The organism is Myxococcus sp. AB036A (assembly GCF_006547355.1).
Classification (GTDB): Bacteria; Myxococcota; Myxococcia; order Myxococcales; family Myxococcaceae; genus Myxococcus; species Myxococcus virescens.
The window spans coordinates 26,676-43,787 of sequence record NZ_VHLC01000058.1; the positions used below are offsets into that span (position 1 = coordinate 26,676).

General features: G+C 70.1%; 11 protein-coding genes. 9 read left to right on the forward strand and 2 right to left on the reverse strand.

The features are described from left to right. Positions 1 to 81: 81 nt before the first annotated feature. Together FL344_RS22860 and FL344_RS22865 are read left to right on the forward strand one after the other, a co-directional pair. The gene (locus FL344_RS22860; protein WP_141620004.1) at positions 82 to 1,626 is read left to right on the forward strand and encodes a hypothetical protein; all 1,545 of its coding nucleotides are present in this window, start codon (positions 82 to 84) and stop codon (positions 1,624 to 1,626) included. A gap of 12 nt (positions 1,627 to 1,638) precedes the next feature. Beyond that, on the forward strand, positions 1,639 to 3,012 hold the full coding sequence (locus FL344_RS22865; protein ID WP_141620005.1) for a serine/threonine-protein kinase: 1,374 nt from the start codon (positions 1,639 to 1,641) through the stop codon (positions 3,010 to 3,012). 3 nt (positions 3,013 to 3,015) lie between these two features. Here the strand turns inward: FL344_RS22865 and FL344_RS22870 are convergent, their stop codons facing one another. Beyond that, entirely contained in the window at positions 3,016 to 4,434 is a 1,419-nt protein-coding gene (locus FL344_RS22870) for a sigma 54-interacting transcriptional regulator (RefSeq protein WP_141593090.1), read from the reverse strand. A 379-nt stretch (positions 4,435 to 4,813) separates the two neighbouring features. On the opposite strand from FL344_RS22870, the gene FL344_RS22875 reads away from it, so the two are divergent. Then, the gene (locus tag FL344_RS22875) at positions 4,814 to 5,209 is read left to right on the forward strand and encodes an MmcQ/YjbR family DNA-binding protein (RefSeq protein WP_228565291.1); all 396 of its coding nucleotides are present in this window, start codon (positions 4,814 to 4,816) and stop codon (positions 5,207 to 5,209) included. A gap of 141 nt (positions 5,210 to 5,350) precedes the next feature. After that, positions 5,351 to 6,550, forward strand: a complete 1,200-nt coding sequence (locus FL344_RS22880; protein WP_141620006.1) for a cyclic nucleotide-binding domain-containing protein — start codon at positions 5,351 to 5,353, stop codon at positions 6,548 to 6,550. 23 nt (positions 6,551 to 6,573) lie between these two features. Here the strand turns inward: FL344_RS22880 and FL344_RS22885 are convergent, their stop codons facing one another. Next, positions 6,574 to 7,746, reverse strand: a complete 1,173-nt coding sequence (locus FL344_RS22885; protein ID WP_141620007.1) for a PAS domain-containing sensor histidine kinase — start codon at positions 7,744 to 7,746, stop codon at positions 6,574 to 6,576. Between the two features lie 224 nt (positions 7,747 to 7,970). Between FL344_RS22885 and FL344_RS22890 the strand changes: the two genes are divergently transcribed. The 5 genes from FL344_RS22890 to FL344_RS22910 all read left to right on the forward strand — a co-directional run bounded on the left by FL344_RS22890 (position 7,971) and on the right by FL344_RS22910 (position 17,097). Beyond that, the gene (locus FL344_RS22890; RefSeq protein WP_141620014.1) at positions 7,971 to 10,277 is read left to right on the forward strand and encodes a serine/threonine protein kinase; all 2,307 of its coding nucleotides are present in this window, start codon (positions 7,971 to 7,973) and stop codon (positions 10,275 to 10,277) included. Between the two features lie 47 nt (positions 10,278 to 10,324). After that, positions 10,325 to 11,317, forward strand: a complete 993-nt coding sequence (gene glyQ, locus FL344_RS22895; protein ID WP_141620008.1) for a glycine--tRNA ligase subunit alpha — start codon at positions 10,325 to 10,327, stop codon at positions 11,315 to 11,317. Next, on the forward strand, positions 11,307 to 13,418 hold the full coding sequence (gene glyS / locus FL344_RS22900) for a glycine--tRNA ligase subunit beta (protein WP_141620009.1): 2,112 nt from the start codon (positions 11,307 to 11,309) through the stop codon (positions 13,416 to 13,418). Before glyQ ends, glyS begins: the two co-directional genes overlap by 11 nt. Positions 13,419 to 13,555: 137 nt before the next feature. After that, positions 13,556 to 15,034 (forward strand): YncE family protein, encoded by a 1,479-nt coding sequence (locus tag FL344_RS22905; protein WP_228565292.1) that lies wholly within the window; start codon positions 13,556 to 13,558, stop codon positions 15,032 to 15,034. Next, positions 15,031 to 17,097 carry a hypothetical protein gene (locus FL344_RS22910; protein ID WP_228565293.1) on the forward strand — a complete coding sequence of 689 codons (2,067 nt, stop codon included), beginning with the start codon at positions 15,031 to 15,033 and terminating at the stop codon, positions 17,095 to 17,097. Before FL344_RS22905 ends, FL344_RS22910 begins: the two co-directional genes overlap by 4 nt. The last annotated feature ends 15 nt before the right edge of the window (positions 17,098 to 17,112 follow it).

Sequence of the window (17,112 nt, forward strand, 5' to 3'; positions counted from 1 at the left end):
CATACAACCTCCCAGGCTGGCTCGGCACATGCTTGCTGGGAGGCAGCTCTCCTTCCTTCCGTCGTTCTTGGAGGACGTCTCATGGCCCTTGGTTCGCCTCGCCTGTTGGCGGTTTCCTCGCTCGTGTTTTTCGCCCTGTCGGGCTGCGGAACCGGGCCCCATGAAGAGGAGACGCCCACGGTAGGGGCGCAGGCGTCGGAGATTCGCATTGCCAACTCGCTCACGACGCAGGCGCTGGTGCTCAACGCCATCTCCACCAACGCCGACTCCAACCTGTTGCTGGGGACCTCGGCGCTTGGGCAGCTGTTCCACCCCACGCTGGGCGACGAGAACACGCGCCGACGGTTGCATGACCCCCATGCGCAGCGGTTCATGGAGTACCTGGTGGGCTGCGCGCTGACGGTCGAACAGGAGATTGCCTATTACGACCCGAGGGATCCCAGCCCCGGCGTCCGGAAATGGATTGGACAGGCGGGGCTCTGCCCGGATTGGGCCGACTCCCCGCCGACCCGGAGCTGCCTGGAGCGTGTCTCCGCCTGTGTGCTGGCGCGCAACAACGCGGAGGGACGGCGCGTGGAGCTGTCCATGCGCGGCGAGCACCAGTTCTACTCGTCGGGACCCAACATCTACACGCTGGATGCGAAGACGCGCCCGGCCGCGCACGCCCCCATCACGGGCAATGCGCTGGCCAGCTTCGGGGACTGTGTCCTGGGCGAATCTGGCGAGCAGCGTGACTGCGGTTGGACGCCGGATGGCATTGGCCGCTGCACGCCTTCCACGACCGTCGTGGTGGGGGCGGGTGGGCCGCTGTCCTGCGCGGGGCTGTCTCCCATCGTGGGCTCCAGTGTGAATGGGCCCACTGTCCTGCGGGTGTGCGAGGGCATCGCGGGGTGTGACCATCTCGACGCGCGCAACCTGGGCGAGGCGACAGGGAGCTGCGCGGGGTCGCCCGCCGTGCCGGTGGTCTCCTTCACCTGCCCTGCCGGGGGCTACTACAGCGTGATGTCCGCGCCGGCTTCGAGCACGACCGTGGAATGGCTGGCGAACGTCGAGGCGTATCCGGACTCCGCGTCCACCTATGGCCTGTCCGAGCAGCAGGTCTACTCCGTGCGCGAGGGCGCATTCTACGGAAACATCTTCCTGCCGAACGAGCTGGGGGCGGAGGTGGACGTCGTGGAACTCGGGGATGGGGACAAGAAGCGGTACGTGGTGGTGGGCGCCGACGTCATCGTGCGCGGCTCCATCTACCGGAAGATGTTCTCCTGCTACGACCCGGCCTGGTCGAGTGGGGCGGCGTACGCGGCGAACCGCGTCTGCGCGCTGCCCTCGTCGGGGTCCAACTGTGCCGCGCGCGTGACGGGGCCCTGCTTCACGTCCCTCAGTCCGCCCGTGGCCGGTAAGTGCGACATCCTGGATGGGCCCCTCACGCCGAGGGATGGCGACTACGAGGCGTGCCACGACGATGACAACGTGCTGTGGAAGCAGTCGGTGACCACCTACCTCCATGCCCCGTGCGACACGGTGGCGAAGGAGATGCGCACCCAGTCCTGCGGGCGTACCTCGGGGACCGTCAAGCCGCTGCCTACGGGGGAGGAGCTGCCCTTTCCCTTCCCTCGGAAGAAGTAGGCCTCCTGCCGCATGGCGTCGGGTGACGAAGAGGCCCTCTATGGCGAGGAGCTGGGCGTCGGCGCCCTGGTATCGGACTGGCTGGTGGAGCAGGTCCATTACCGGGGGCCTGCCTCCACGCTCTACCGTGCCCGACATGTCCGCACGGGAGCGCTCGCGGCGCTGAAGGTCCTGCTCCCGCAGCCCTCGGACGTCGCCCTGCGGCGCTTGCGTCGGGAGGCGGAGACGCTCCGGCGGTTGAGCCATCCGCACATCGTCGACGTGCTTGGCTACGGCACGCTCGCGGACGGGCGGCCCTTCATCGCGATGGAGTGGTTGGAGGGGAGGGACCTCGCGGCGGAGCTGGCTTCGCGCGGGCCGCTGTCGCCGGGAGAGGCGCTGGAGGTGCTGGAGCAGGTGGGCGGCGCGCTGCGCACGGCGCACCAGGCCGGTGTCGTGCACCGGGACTTGAAGGCACAGAACGTGGTGCGCTTGAGCACATGTGGGGGAGCGCCGCGCGTGAAGCTGGTGGACTTCGGCGTGGCGAAGGGGCTGACGCCGGATGCGCCCGGCGCGTCCACGCTCACGCTGACGGGCGTCTCCCTGGGCACGCCGTTGTCCATGGCACCTGAGCAGATTCGCGGCGAGCCGCCCGACGCCCGCACGGACCTGTACGCGATGGGCGTGCTGCTCTTCCAACTCGTCACCGGGCAGCCGCCCTTCCAGGGCGCCACCCGGCACGAGGTGGAGGACCTGCACCTGAATGCGCCGCCTCCTCGGCCCAGTGAGCGCGCCCCGGTGCCTGCCGCACTGGATGCCGTGGTGCTGCGCAGCATGGGGAAGCGGCGCGAGGACCGATACCCGGACATCGATGCCTGGCTCGACGCGCTCCGGCGCGCGGTGAAGGGCAGTCCCACGGAGGACCAGCCCACGCTCGCCGTGGCGCTGTACGCGGAAGCCCGGCTCCACGGCGCGGTGGAACCTTCGTCCTTGGAGCGGCTGGATGCGTTGCTGGAGCGCGTGGGGGGGGCCGCGCGCGCCGCGGGGCTGGACGTGCGGCTGGAGGGGAGCGGTTGCCTGCTGGCCTTCGCGCCGCTGCCGCCGGAAGCAGGGGCGGAGCAGGCCGCGCGAGCGCGAGTGCTGCACGCCGCGCTGGCCCTGGTGGAGTTCGTGGCGGCGAGCGAGGGGCCGCGCCCGGTGGACCTGGCCATCACCGTTCACGTCGCGGAGCTGCCTCGCGAGGACCGCGGCGGCGGGTTGTTGCACCTGCCGGGCTGGGTCGCGGAGCCACCAGGAACGGACCTGGTGGCGACCGCGCGTGCGCTCGAGGGCCTGGAAGCGGCCTTCCTGGCGACACCCGTGTCCGCCGCGGGACTGGGGTGCTGGCGCGTCAGCCGCCCGCGGTGAGGCTCACGGCTTGATGCCGTGGCGTCGCAGCAGGCGGTAGAGGTGGACGCGGTCCATGCCAGCGGTGACGGCTGCCTGGGCCACCTTGCCCTGGTGCTTCTCCAGCAGCGCGCGCAGGTAGCGGCGCTCGAAGTCGTCGACGACGTGACGGCGCTGGTCGGCGTACGGCTGCGAGGGGTCCACCTCGGGAGGGCCGGAGCGGTGGGCTTCTTCCTCGGAGAGCTCTACTGCTTCCTCGAAGACGAGGCAGCGCTCCAGGTAGTTGCGCAGCTCGCGCACGTTGCCGGGCCACGCCGCGTGCCGCAACCTGGCCAGGAAGTCCTGCGTGCGCAGCGCGCCCGTGCGCTCGCGGTCCGCGCCGAGCAGGTCGAGGATGCCTTCCACCAACATGGGCAGGTCCTCCGGACGCTGACGCAGCGGTGGAAGCAGCAGGCGCAGCACCGCGAGCCGGAAGAAGAGGTCGGAGCGGAATCGGCCCGCGTTGACCTCCGCGCGGAGGTCCCGGTGCGTGGCGGCGAGGAGGCGCACGTTCACCGGCTGATATGTGTTGCTGCCCACGCGGCGAATCTCGCGGTTCTCCAGCACGCGCAGCAGCTTGGGCTGCAGCTCCGCGGGAAGCTCGCCAATCTCGTCCAGGAAGACGGTGCCCCCGTCGGCTTCCTCGAAGACGCCCGCGCGCCGCTGGACAGCGCCGGTGAACGCGCCCTTCTCGTGGCCGAACAGCTCGCTCTCCAACAGGTGCGCGGGGATGGCGCCGCAGTCCACGATGAGGAAGGGCGCGTCGCGCCGGGGACTCGCCTGGTGGATGGCCAGCGCGGCCTGGCTCTTGCCGGTGCCCGTCTCGCCTTCGAGCAGCACGGTCACGTCGCGGCCCGCCGCGCGCTCCATCATCGCGAAGCAGCCCCGCATGGCCACGGAGGCACCCACCAGCGTGCCGAAGCGCGAGTTCTCCGACAGCGGCAGGCGGTTGTTCTCCGCGCTGAAGTCGAAGCGCAGCACCACGCGGCCCAGGCGCAGCAGGCTGCCACTGCGCAGCACGCCCTCCACCACCTGCACCCCGTCGACGATGACGCCGTTGAGGCTGTCCAGGTCCTTCACCTGGGGGCCCCGAGGTCCGATGCGCACCTCGCAGTGGAACCGGGACACCGTGGAGTCCTCCACGGCGAAGTCGTTCAGCGGGTGCGAGCCCACCGAGCAGGTGTCACCCGTGGACTCCCACGTCGCCCCTGTGTTCGGACCTTCCGCCACGGTGAGCCGGAATCGGCGCACCGTGGAGGCGTCATAGCCCCGGCGTGCGTGCTCGTAGGGCAGCGTGACGTGCAGCGGCGTGTCACCCCCACCTTCGACTTCCGTCCTCCATTGCGATTCGCCCTTCACGTCCGGCGAGGAGGGTGCGGCATGAGCCCGATCCGGTGCAGACATGGAAGTCAAGATATCACGGGAGCCGACATCCGAACGGTTCTCTCCCAGGCTCATTCTCATTGGGGGGTGGTTGTTGGCCGCCCGCTCTGGGGGCGAGGCAGGCCCCGCGCGGAGGCGCGGCGTCTCCGGGGTTTCCGCTAGTCGTGGCTGTCTGGACCTTCTCGGCTGAGAGGTGCTGTGTCACAGCGGACTCGGAGTGTCGCGGACCCCACGTGTTGGCGCGGGCGGTCGTGCGGATGAAATCACAGACATGACACCGCGGGTCACCACATCGCCACATCCGCCCGGGGATGAAATCATGTCTGTCATTCCACGGGACGGAGTTTCGACATGGCGCGCTACCTGCCGTCCTTGCCTGGGCCTCTGGTAGGAATGCGCCATGGCGACACGGGGCAGGCGCCGCGCGATGCGCGGTGGGGATACGCAGGGGCTGACGTTCGACGCGGTGCGCGCGCTGGCGCTGTCCCTACCGGGGATGGAGGAGGGCACATCCTTCGGGACGCCCGCGTTCCGCGTGCGCAAGAAGTTCATCGCCCGCTTTCATGAGGACGGCGAGTCCCTGGTGGTGAAGGTGGAGCCCGGCGTGCGGGACGTCCTCACGCAGGCCGAGCCAGACAGTTGCTACATCACCGAACATTACGCGGGGTACCCCGAGTACCTGCTCGTGCGCGTTGCCGCGGCGCGTCCGGCGCTGGTCCGCCAGTTGTTGGAGGATGCGTGGCGGAGGACTGCCTCCCAGCGGCAACTGGCGGAGCGGGCGCGGGACGCGGACTGACGCCCGCGTTTTCGCGGCAGGCGTTGGCAGGCCCGGCATTCAATGCGAGGCTATGGGAGAAGAAGGGGGGCAGGCCGGGACGGGGCGCAACGCTTTGGCAGCGCCTGGGCTGGCCGGTCTCACCGGAACGGGAGACCCGACATGACAGAGTCAGCAGGTGGCCAGGGCGAGGGGAGCGGGCGGCTGCGCACGCCCGTGGAGGGTGCCCTCCGCGCGGTGCGCTCTCTGGTCGAGTTGGAGGACACGGACCGGGCGGCACAGCTCTACGAGGAGCTGGGCGATGCGCAGCGCGAGCGCATCCGTCACGAAGCGGAACAGGGGCCGACGAAGGAGCGCCGTGGCTTCGTCGAGGTGCTGCGGCGCGCGCGGGACTTCCTGGGCGCGGCCCGGCTGATGGATGGCCAGGGCGAGGACGCCACCGCCGGGGACCTCTACTTCCAGAGCGGCAAGTACATGGCCGCCGCGGAGAGCTACCTCCGAGCGGGTGATGCCGAGCGCGCCGCCGCCGCCTTCGAGCGAGGTGGTGCGCTGGAACGCGCGCTGGCCATCTACCGGGAGCTGGGCTCGCGCGAAGCCATGGCGCAGTGCCTGGTGCGCCTGGACCGTCCCTTCGAGGCGGCCACGCTCTACCGGGACCTGGGGCAGGCGCACGCGGAGGTAGAGGCGCTCGGAGGCGTGCGCGCGGAGGACCCGCGCTTCGTGGAGGCGGTGCTGCGCATCTGCCAGTTGCTGGACGCGGAGGGCTTCACGCACCGGGCGCTGGCGGTGCTTGCGGACGCGGTGAGCAGCTCGGAGGACGCGCGAGGGGACCCGGCGCTGGTGACGGAGAAGGCCCGGCTGCTGCGCCGCATGGGGATGGAGGCGGAAGCGGAGGCAATGCTCATCCGCCGTTCCGGAGGTGCGTCGGCGCCCGCGGCGAACGGGTACCGGTTCCTCAAGGCCATCCCCATCTTCGGCGAGCTGTCCCTGGAGGACATGAAGGACCTCTACCGGCTGGCGCGTCAGGTCGTCATCGCGCCCGGCGCCGTGTTGCTGGAGAAGGGCGCGCCCGGCCTGGGCCTCTTCGTCCTGATGGACGGCTCCGTGGACGTCTTCAGTGGCCCCGAGGAGGACGCCCGGCACCTCAACACGCTGGGGCCCGGGGCGTACCTGGGGGAAATCTCCCTGGTGCAGGATGGGCCCGTGTCGGCCCATGTCCGTGCGCGGACCTCCGTGCGGGCGCTGCGCATCAGCCGTGTCGACTTCGAACGCTTCGTGGACACGCACGAGGCGGCGGCGCTGCGCATCTTCCGCCTCTTCACCCAGAACCTCGCGGGACGGGTGCGAGCGCTGAGCACCTGACAGGGACGTCCCATGGCGTGTGTCTACGTGGGGCCGAGCGGGAGCCGGACGCTGAACGTGCTCCCTTTTTCCGGCATGCTGGACACCTGGATGTCGCCCCCGTGCGCCGAAACGACTTGGTGGGCGATGAAGAGGCCGAGCCCCAGCCCACTGAAGTTACGGCCGGACACGGCCCGCATGAACCGGTCGAAGACGTGGGGCAGTGCTTCCGGCGCGATGCCGATGCCCTCGTCGCGAACGCTCAGCAGCGCCATGCCGCCTTCCGCGCGCAGGCTGACGTGAATCGGCTTGCCCCCTCCGTACTTGAGCGCGTTGGAGAGGAGGTTGGTCATCACCTGCTCCACCCGGCGTGTGTCCCATTCGCCCTGCACGGGCGCCGGCGCGTCCAGTTCCACGGTGCTTCCGAGCTGGCTGGCTTGTGGCAGGTAGCGGGCGACGACCTCTCGAAGCAGCGCCGTGAGGTCCGCGGGCACGCGCTCCAGGGTCAGCTGGCCCACGCTGATGCGTGACACGTCAAGCAGGTCGTCCACCAGCTCCACCAGCTTGCGCACCTGGCGGACGGCGACGTCGAGGTCGCGCCCCACGCGCTCGCTCGGCAGCATGCCTCCCGGGGCACTGTCGACGGCGCGGCGCATGGCCGTCAGCTTCAGTTGCAGCGGGGTGAGCGGGGTGCGCAGCTCGTGGGACGCCACGGACAGGAAGTCGTCACGGATGCGAAGGGCCTCCCGTAGGCGCTCCATCTCCCGCTGCTCCTGGGCCTGGTAGCGGGCGGTGAAGTCGCGCGTCACCTTGCCGAAGCCACGCAGCTGCCCGGTCTCGTCATACAGCGCGGTGATGACGACGTTGGCCCAGAAGCGGCTGCCGTCCTTGCGGACGCGCCAGCCGTCCTCCTCGAAGCGGCCCTCACGCGTCGCCACGTCGAGCCCGTACCTCGGCCGGTTCCGCGCCACGGCTTCGGGCGGATAGAAGCGGCTGAAGTGCTGCCCCAGAATCTCGTCCGCGCGGTAGCCCTTGATGCGTTCGGCGCCCGGGTTCCAGCTTGCTACGTACCCGTCCAGGTCGAGCGTCAGGATGGCATGGTCGGTGACGCTCTCAATCAACAGCCGGAGCTGGTCCGCGGTGTCTTGCTTGGATTCGCCTTGCCCGGAATATGTGATGCGCCTGGTACTTCCGGGGCAGCCGTTGGTGTCTTCCATGAGCCTCCTACTCTGACTTGCTGGTATGAGAACACGCCCCCCTCCGTCACGGGGAATCGCGCGATGTGGCCATCAGCCATCGGACACTCCGGCCGGCGCACAGGCGGGCGGCCAGCCGGTGCCAGTCCCCGACGCGGTGTGCAGGAGCCCCCTCCAACTTGTCGAGGAAGGGGTCGTCACGAAGGTCGACGCGGACCCATGCGGGAGCTAACATGCCGCGCCGAATGTCCATGCAGGGTGGCGCCGGTGACGATCCCGATCGGGGGCGGCGCATCGGGAAATACGAAATCCTCACGCGCCTCTCCATGGGAGGGATGGCGGAGCTGTTCCTGGCCTACACCTCGGGGCCTGGGGGATTTCGCAAGTTCGTCGCGGTGAAGCAGATTCTCCCGGACATCAAGAAGGACGAGCAATTCGTCCAGATGTTCCTGGATGAGGCACGTATCACCGCGGCCTTCTCGCACGCGAACATCGGTCAGGTGTTCGACCTGGGCGAGGAGGGCGGCGAGCTGTACCTCGCCATGGAGTTCCTGCCCGGGCAGAACCTGGAGCAGGTGGTGAAGGCCTCCACGCGCCAGGGCTACCCGTTGCCGCTCGGCTTCGTCGGACGGGTGATTCGCGATACCTGCCTGGGCCTGCACTACGCGCACCACTTCACGGACCCGTCGGGCCGTCCCGCGGTGGTGGTGCACCGCGACGTGTCTCCGAAGAACGTGATGCTCACCTACGACGGCGTCGTGAAGGTGATCGACTTCGGCATCGCCAAGGCGCGCGGGCGGTTGGGCCGCACCCAGGTGGGGACGGTGAAGGGGACCAGTGGCTACATGTCCCCGGAGCAGGTCCGAGGCGTGGCCACCCTGGATGGCCGCAGTGACTTGTTCTCCGTGGGCGTCATGCTGCACGAGCTGCTGAGTGGCCAGCGGTTGTTCAGCGGGCCGCACGAAGCGGCGGTGATGATGCAGATTGTGGAGGCCGACGTGCCTCCGCTGCGCGGCATCAACCCGGATGTCCCCGAAGCCTTGGAAGCCGTGGTGACGCGAGCGCTGTCCCGGGACGTGTCCCAGCGCTTCACCAACTGCCGGGAGATGGCGCGCGCCATTGAAGCGGCGCTTGGCTCGGAGATCTTCGACGAGGACGGCATGACCGCCGTCATGGGCGACCTCTTCGCCGACAAGCGCCAGAAGACGCGCACGCTGTTGGAGCTGGCCAGTCGCGCGGAGGATGCCCGCGTCAGCGAGGCGGCGGGTGCCCTCCAGCAGGAGGACAGCGCGGACTCCGCCCCCACGTCGCAGATGCCGGCCCCGCGCGCCCGGCCTGGTTCGCCCTCGGCCCCGCATTCGAGTGCGCCCAAGCCCGTGCCCCAACGCCGTCCGGCGGAGGGCGGCGTGGCTTCGCGTGGCCCGTCAGGCGCCAGCAACGGGAGCGCGCCCAAGCCCACCCCTCAGCGCCGGACCAGTGAGGCGGCTCCTCCGGTTTCGCGCACACCGCGCGGAGGTCAGGACAGCGCGCCGGCCGCGCGTACACCTCGGCCGCGGCCCACTGCCCGGCAGGAGGCCCCGGCCGAGCCCGAAGCCCTCGACGAGCCGAGCGATCTCCAGACGCAGCGCTTCCGTTCCCGGCCCCAGCGGCCCGGCGCGGACGGTGCTCGGGCCTCCGGACGGTCGGCGCGCCCCGATACGTCCCGGGCCTCGGACACGCCGGTGGAGACGCCCGCTGCCCGTCCGCCGTCGCGCTGGGCCAGCCGGCTGTTCCTGCTCCTTCTTCTGGGGGGCCTCGGTTGGGCTGCGACGCTGCCTGCCGTGCGTGCGCAGCTCCTGCCGGGCTTCGAAGCCGCCAAGGCGTGGGTGAGCGCGGAGTTGAATCCGCCGCCGGCGGAGGACCCCGCGAACCAGCCCTGGCCACCGCAGCAGGCGGGCCCGCCGCCGGGCTTCCGTCGGGCCGAGCCTTCCCAGGCTGTCGCCGAGGCCGAGCAGGCCGCTGGTGGCGAAGGCTCGGACGAAGAGGCGGTGGAAGGCGCGCCGGAAGCCAAGGCTCCGACGAAGGCCCCGCCCGGGCGGAAGGCGAAGGACGGCGCCTCTTCGCCGGCACGCCGGGCGGCCGCCCCGAAGGCCGAGGCCGAACCTGCCAGTGCCAAGGCCGCGTCGCCCGCGCAGACCAGCCCACCTCCGCGTGAGCCAGCGCCCAGCGTGGCGGCTGCCCCGCCGGCCGCCGAGCCCGTCACCACGGTGACGCAGGACCCCGAGGGAATGGCGGAGGTGCTGGATACCAGCACTGCGAAGGGGGCCGCGAAGGCGGGCCTGGGGTGGATGACCCTCTATACGGTGCCGCGGGCGGCCGTGTTCGACGGCGCCACGGAGCTGGGCACCACGCCCCTGAAGAAATTCCCGCTGCCCGTGGGGGTCTACCGCCTGCGCGTGGTGGACCCGACGGGGGTGGAGTCGGTGAGCCGGCTCCTGTCGGCCCCCATCAAGCCGGGCGAGGAGACGAAGATTCAAATCCGGCTGGCGGATCTCCCACCGTACAAGGAGTGAGCGCCGTCCTTGACGCTCCGGACCCCCGTCACTAGGGTCCGCGCGCTATGTATTTTCAGGACCTTATCTTCACGCTCCAGAAGCACTGGGCCGACCAGGGGTGCATCAACACGCAGCCCTACGATGTCGAGGTCGGCGCGGGCACGATGGCCCCGTATACCTTCCTGCGTGCCCTGGGCCCGGAACCCTGGAACGTGGCGTATGTGCAGCCCTCGCGGCGTCCCGCGGACGGCCGGTTCGGAGAGAATCCCAACCGCCTGTTCCAGCACCACCAGCTCCAGGTCGTCCTCAAGCCGGCGCCGAAGAACGTCCAGGAGCTGTACCTGGCGTCGCTGCGGAAGATTGGCATCGACCCGTTGGAGCACGACATCCGGTTCGTCGAGGACGACTGGGAGTCGCCCACGCTCGGCGCCTGGGGCCTGGGCTGGGAAGTGTGGTGCGACGGAATGGAGGTGACGCAGTTCACCTACTTCCAGCAGTGCGGCGGCTTCGACTGCAAGCCCGTCTCCGCGGAGCTCACCTACGGGTTGGAGCGCATCTGCATGTTCCTGCAGAACGTGGAGAACGTCTTCGACATCGAATGGGTCAAGGGCGTGAAGTACCGCGAGGTGTTCCACCCCAACGAGGTGGAGATGAGCAGGTACGCGCTCCAGGAGTCGGACGCGCAGATGCTCTTCGCGCTCTTCGACGCGTACGAGAAGGAGTGCAAGCGCCTCATCGAGCGCCAGTTGCCGCTGCCTGCGTACGACTTCGCGCTGAAGTGCTCGCACGCGTTCAACCTGCTGGACGCGCGCGGCGCCATCTCCGTCACGGAGCGCGCCAACTTCATCAAGCGCGTGCGCGACAACGCCAGGCTGTGCGCGGAGGGCTACCTCCAGATGCGTGAGCGGCTGGGCTACCCGCTGCTCAAGTCGCCGTGGACGGTGGGTGAGCAGCCCCCGGTGCTGGAGGGCAAGCCGGCCAGCGACTACTGGAAGACGGTCGTCCTCAACAAGCCCGTGGAGAAGAAGCAGAAGGCGGAGGTGGCCCATGGCGCGTGACCTGCTCCTGGAAGTGGGCGCGGAAGAGATTCCGGCGTCCTTCATCGGCCCCGCGCTGGACGACCTGAAGCGCGTCATCACCGAGCGCATGGCGGACGCTCGCCTGAAGCACGGCGAGGTGCGGACCTTCGGCACGCCGCGGCGGCTCGCGGTGTGGGTGAAGGACGTGGCGGACGCGGGCGAGGACATCATCAAGGAGGTGCTTGGCCCCAGCGCCAAGGCGGCCTTCGACGCGCAGGGCAAGCCCACCAAGGCGGCGGAGAAGTTCGCTGAGAGCCTCAAGCTCGCGGTGGACCAGCTGGGCCGCGCCACCACCGCCAAGGGCGAGTACCTGTCCGCGCGCGTGGAGGAGAAGGGCCGCCCGGCGGCGGACATCCTGAAGGACACGCTGCACGCGGCGGTGCACGGCATCAACTTCCGCAAGTCCATGCGCTGGGGTGACGTGGACACGTCCTTCGCGCGCCCGGTGCAGTGGCTGGTGGCGCTGCTGGGGAGCGACGTGCTGCCCGTGGTGTTCGGTGACGTGACGAGCGGCCGGACCACGCGGGGGCACCGCTTCCTGTCGCCCGCCGCCATCGAGCTGAAGGCCCCGGCGGAGTATGAGGTGGCGCTGGAGAAGGCGCACGTGGTGGCGGACATCACGAAGCGCCGCGCGCAGCTGGTGGAGAAGGTGAGGGCGGCCGCGAGCAAGGCCGGCGCTCAACTGCTGGAGGACGAGTCGCTGGTGGACCAGGTGACGAACCTGGTTGAGCTGCCCAGCCCGGTGGTGGGCACCTTCGAGGAGCGCCACCTGGACCTGCCCCCAGAGGTGCTGGTGCAGGAGATGAAGAGCCACCAGCGCTACTTCTCGCTGGTGGACAGCGAGGGCAAGCTGCAGCCGAAGTTCATCGCCGTGTCCAACACGCCGGTGCGCGACGAGCAGCTCAGCCTGCGCGGCTACCAGCGCGTGCTGCGCGCGCGACTGGCGGACGGCCGCTTCTTCTTCGACGAGGACCGGAAGACGCCGCTCATCGACCGCGTGGAGAAGCTGGGCCGCGTGGTGTGGCAGGGGCAGCTGGGGAGCTACCTGGAGAAGGTGGAGCGCTTCCGCACGTTGGCGGTGTGGCTGGGCCAGCAGGCGGGGCGGGCAGGGGAGGCGGCCACCATCGAGCGCGCCGCCACTCTGGCCAAGGCTGACCTCGTCACCGGCATGGTGGGCGAGTTCCCCGAGCTCCAGGGCATCATGGGCCGGGAGTACGCCCGCGCGGGCGGTGAGCCGGACGCCGTGGCCCTGGCCATCGCGGAGCACTACCTGCCGCGTGGCGCCGAGGACGCGCTGCCCACGCAGGACCCGGGTGCGCTCATCGGCATCGCGGACAGGCTGGACTCGCTGTGCGGCATCTTCGCCATCGGCAAGGCGCCTACGGGGGCGGCGGACCCGTTCGCCCTGCGGCGCGCGTGCATCGCCATCATCCGGCTGGTGCTGGGGCGGGGCTACCGCTTCAGCCTGTCGGCCGCGGTGGACGAGTCGCTCCGGTTGCTGGCTCCGAAGATTGCCAACGCCAAGCGCAAGGCCGGCGAGCCCGCGCCGCGTGAGCAGGTGCTGGAGTTCTTCCGCGGCCGCCTCAAGGCGCTGTGGGGTGAGCAACACCGCACGGACGTCGTGGAGGCGGTGCTGTCCGCCGGCTTCGACGACCTGGTGGCCGCGCAGAAGCGCCTGGAGGCCCTGAGCCTCATCGTGGGCCGGGCGGACTTCCAGCCCCTGGCCGTGGCCTTCAAGCGCGTGGTCAACATCGTGGAGAAGCAGGGCCGCGACGTGCAGGGAGGGGAGACCAACCCCCAGAAGCTGGTGGACGAGCCGGAGCGGAACCTCCACACCGCCTTCACCCAGGCCCGGAGCACGGTGTCGGGGTTGGTGCGCGCGGATGACTTCTCCGGTGCTCTCCGAGAAATCACGGGCCTGAAGCCCGCCGTGGACACCTTCTTCGACAAGGTGATGGTCATGGCCGAGGACAAGGCCCTGAGGGAAAACCGCATCCGCCTGCTCGTGGAGATTGGCGCCCTGTTCAACCAGGTGGCCGACTTCTCGAAGATTCAGGCTGAAACGGCCGCCGCGGCCTGATGCGTGGCCTGCCTGCCCTCCGGGGAATGAAGCACCCCGGGGGGCACGGCTGCGTCGGGCGCAAGGCGCATGGGAATGGCCCGCCGCGTTTCCGGTTGCCCGGGGGGAGACCCCTTCCTAGACTCCGCCCCCCTCCGATGCGCGCCTACCTTCTTACCTCCGCGCTGCTCCTCGTGTCCTGCAACGTCGGCACCGAGAGCAAGCCCCCTCCGTCCACCCGGCTCGTGTACCCGAGCGGTCTTGCCTTCTGGCGCCCCGAAGCGGGTCCGTCCACCAACGGCTACCTCTACGTGGCGAGCGCCAACTTCGACAAGTGCTACGACTCGGGTTCGGTCGTCGCGCTGGATCTGGACGCCGTGGGGGTGCGGCCCTTCGGCACGGACTTCGACCCCGGGGAGTCGCTGCCCAACGACGTCACGTCGCTGGGCATCGGCGCCCAGTCCTACGTGCAGATTCAGAGCTTCGCCGGCGAGATGGCCATGTGGAGCCCTCCGGGGCGGCCACCGCGGCTGTTCGTCCCGGCGCGGGCCGAGGGCAGCCTGCTTCACGCCATCGACGTGGGCGATGACGGCCTCAGCCTGAGCTGCGTGCAGGGCGGCGAGCGTGACTGCCGCGTCAATGCGCTGTCGCTGCTGGATGTCCCAGGCGCCTCCAACGGATTGCCTTCGGCTCCGGGGCCGCTGGGTGTCAGCGTCGCCGGCAACGGTGAGGACGCTCGCGTCTGGGTGACGCACACGGAGCTGGCCGGGCCGCCGACGACCTTTACCGAAGCGGACCTGGGGGGCTACGTGCTCCACCTCCCCGCGGCGAACCCCACGCGCGACGCGCTGAACACCAGCGAATTCGTGGCGCTGGGGACCAATGACCGGCTCTCCGGCGTCGCGCACGCGACGGCCATTGGCAGCCGGTATGTGTATGTCTCGGGGCGCAACTCTTCCTCCGCGCAGTTGGGGGCGCTGCCGGCGCGCTTCATCCTGCGGCTGGTGGACCGGACCGTCGCGGGCCGCGTGCTGGAGACCGACCTGGAGCTGTCGTACTCGGTGCGTGAGGCGCGCGGCGTGGCGGTGGTTCCCTCGGCCACGCGCGTGCCCGACCCGGCGTCGCCCGAGCTCACCATCGTGGACGAGCGCGTCTACCTGCTGGCGCGCGGTCCGGACACGTTGCTCATCCTGGACGTCCTGAACGCGGCGGGCACGGCGCCTGACGCGGGGACGACCCCCAGCGTGCGCATCGTGTCGGCGCTGCCGGTGCCCGCGGGCGCCAGCGAGCTGGAGGTCATTCCTCGCGGCCCGGGTCGCGGCAATCTGGTGGCGGTGACGGGCAGCGGCGACGAAGCCGTGGCCATCTTCGACGAAGAAGTGGGGCAGCTCGTCGCCCAGGTGCAGGTGGGCGACAACGACCCGAACCAGCCCAGCCAGCCCTTTGGCCTGGCCGCGGACGTCCGCGGCAACAGCGCTCGCATCTTCACCAGCACCTTTGGCGACGGCCGCGTGGCCATCATCGACATTCCCGACCTCGACCGGCCGCAGAACGCCCGGTTGGTGGCGCGGCTCGGCGCCCGGCAGGGAAGAGACCCGCGCCAGGGCACCAGCCTGTGCCAGGAGACCTCACCGTGAAGCGCGGTACCCTTGCTCTGCTCCTCGCGAGCGCCGGCCTGTCCGGCAGTTGCTCCTCCACCAACGTGACGACGGGCTTCGCTGGCCTGTCCGGCACCTTTGACGTGACGCTGGCCAACAACCTCGTCTTCGTCACGTCGTCGGACCGGGACGAGCTGCGCGTGCTCGACCTGGAATCGAACCCCCGCACCTTCGTCCCCGCGCCCAACCCGCTGGAGGCGCTGTCCATCCCCGTGCTGGACCGGCCGGACGCGCTCACGCGCGACGTGGCGTACAACGCGGAAGGCAACGACGTCCCGGGGCCGTACATCTACGCGCGCAGCTCGGGCTCGTCGGAGGTTTCGGTGGTGGCGTCCGCGCGCGACCAGCTCCGGCAGGTCGCCCGGCTCCAGGCGCCGAGCATCGTCACGGCCTTCGCGGCGCGCTCGCCCGCCGAGGGCAGCGGCGGACCCAGCACGCTGTACTACGCCATCCAGGACCCCGACGGCATCTTCGGCGCGGACACCGGTGGCGCCCGGGTGATGCGGCAGGAGATTCCGGGGCCAGACGCACTGCAGGCCGCGGAGCCCGCGCCGATTCCCGAACCGGTGACGGTGTTCTGCCTCCAGCCCGGTGAGTCCATCCTGTCCATGACGATGCTGGCGGGCCAGGGCCAGTTCGCGGTGGCCACACGGCAGGCGTCGGGCCGGTCGGGCCGCACGCTGCTCGTCACCGATTCAGGGCCGGTCGCGGACTGCCTTCAGCCTTCCGCGCCCACCGTGGATTTGTCCGAGGGCTTCGGCAACGTGCCGGTGCGGCTCCTGGTGAGCCACCCCCGGATCTCCATCCCCAACGTCGAGGCCATCAACGCGGGGCGCTACATCTTCGGCGTCCGTGACGAGGCCTCTTGCTCCGCCGCGCGCGAGTGCTCCGGAGTGCTCGCGGTGGACACCGAGTCATCCCCCCCGGGGCAGACGGCGCGGGACCTCAGCGGTGCGCCGATGATGCCCATCTTCCCCGCGGGCGGCTTGCCGACGGGACTGGCCCTGATTCCGGACGCGCCGCTTCGCATCGTGCTCGACGATGGCTCGACGACCGAGGTGCGGGTGCCGCTCCTGGGCGTCATGCCGTCCTCCAACGGCTACATCTCGTTGTTCTCCGCGAGCGACCTGCGCCAGTTCGACCTGTCGGGGGCGAGCGCACGCTCCACGGTGGCGCTGCTGGACGCCAACGAGTTGCCGCTCGTCATCGAGACGACGGACCTGGTGACGGTGACCCAGGACCAGACGCTCCAGTCGACGGTGCTCTACGAGGGCTCCGTTCCGAACGGCTTCTACCGGATCATCTACCAGGGCGCGTTGCCAGGGCTGAGCGGCCTGCCTCGGGAGCCCTCCACCCCGCGGCTCTTCGAGGCCGAGGCCACCGCGGCCGCTTCGGCGCGGGCCGGGGACATCATCGTCCTGGAGGGCACGGATGTGGTGTGCGCCGTCGACCTGCCCATCGCGTCGGTGGAGCCCGTTGCGGGGACCACCCGGGTGCGCTTCGCCATCGCGGACTCGCAGGAGATTCCGGCGGACTGCGCCAGCCTGACGCGCTTCACCATCCGTGCGGGTGGAGACCAGCCCTTCGTCCTCTTCGACGAGGCGGGCACCTTCCTGTCCCGCGATGTGACGGGGGGCTCGAGCTACAGCATCCCCACGGAGTACTTCTTCCACCCCGACACCTTCTACTTCGACGACGACTCCAACCCTCAGACGCCGCCGGTGCCGAACCTGTCCAAGTTCCCCCAGCCGCCGCCGCCGCTGCGCATCCGCGTGGCGGCCGTGGGCCGCGAGGTGCGTCGGGGAGACCGCTACGCGGTGTCGGTGATTTCCGGCATCCGCAACTACATCTTCACGCCGGACGTCAGGGCGGGGACGGAGCTGGCCTTCTACACGCTGCCTGGGCCCGTGGTGGCCGCCCAGGACCGCAGCGCGAGGTTCGCCTACATCGCCTACCCGTCGGCGGATGGCATTCTCCAGGTCGGCTTTCAGGGGCTCACCGACAACCGGGCGCAGTCATTGGCACTGGTTCCCTTCGAGTAACTGGGCGGGAGTGGA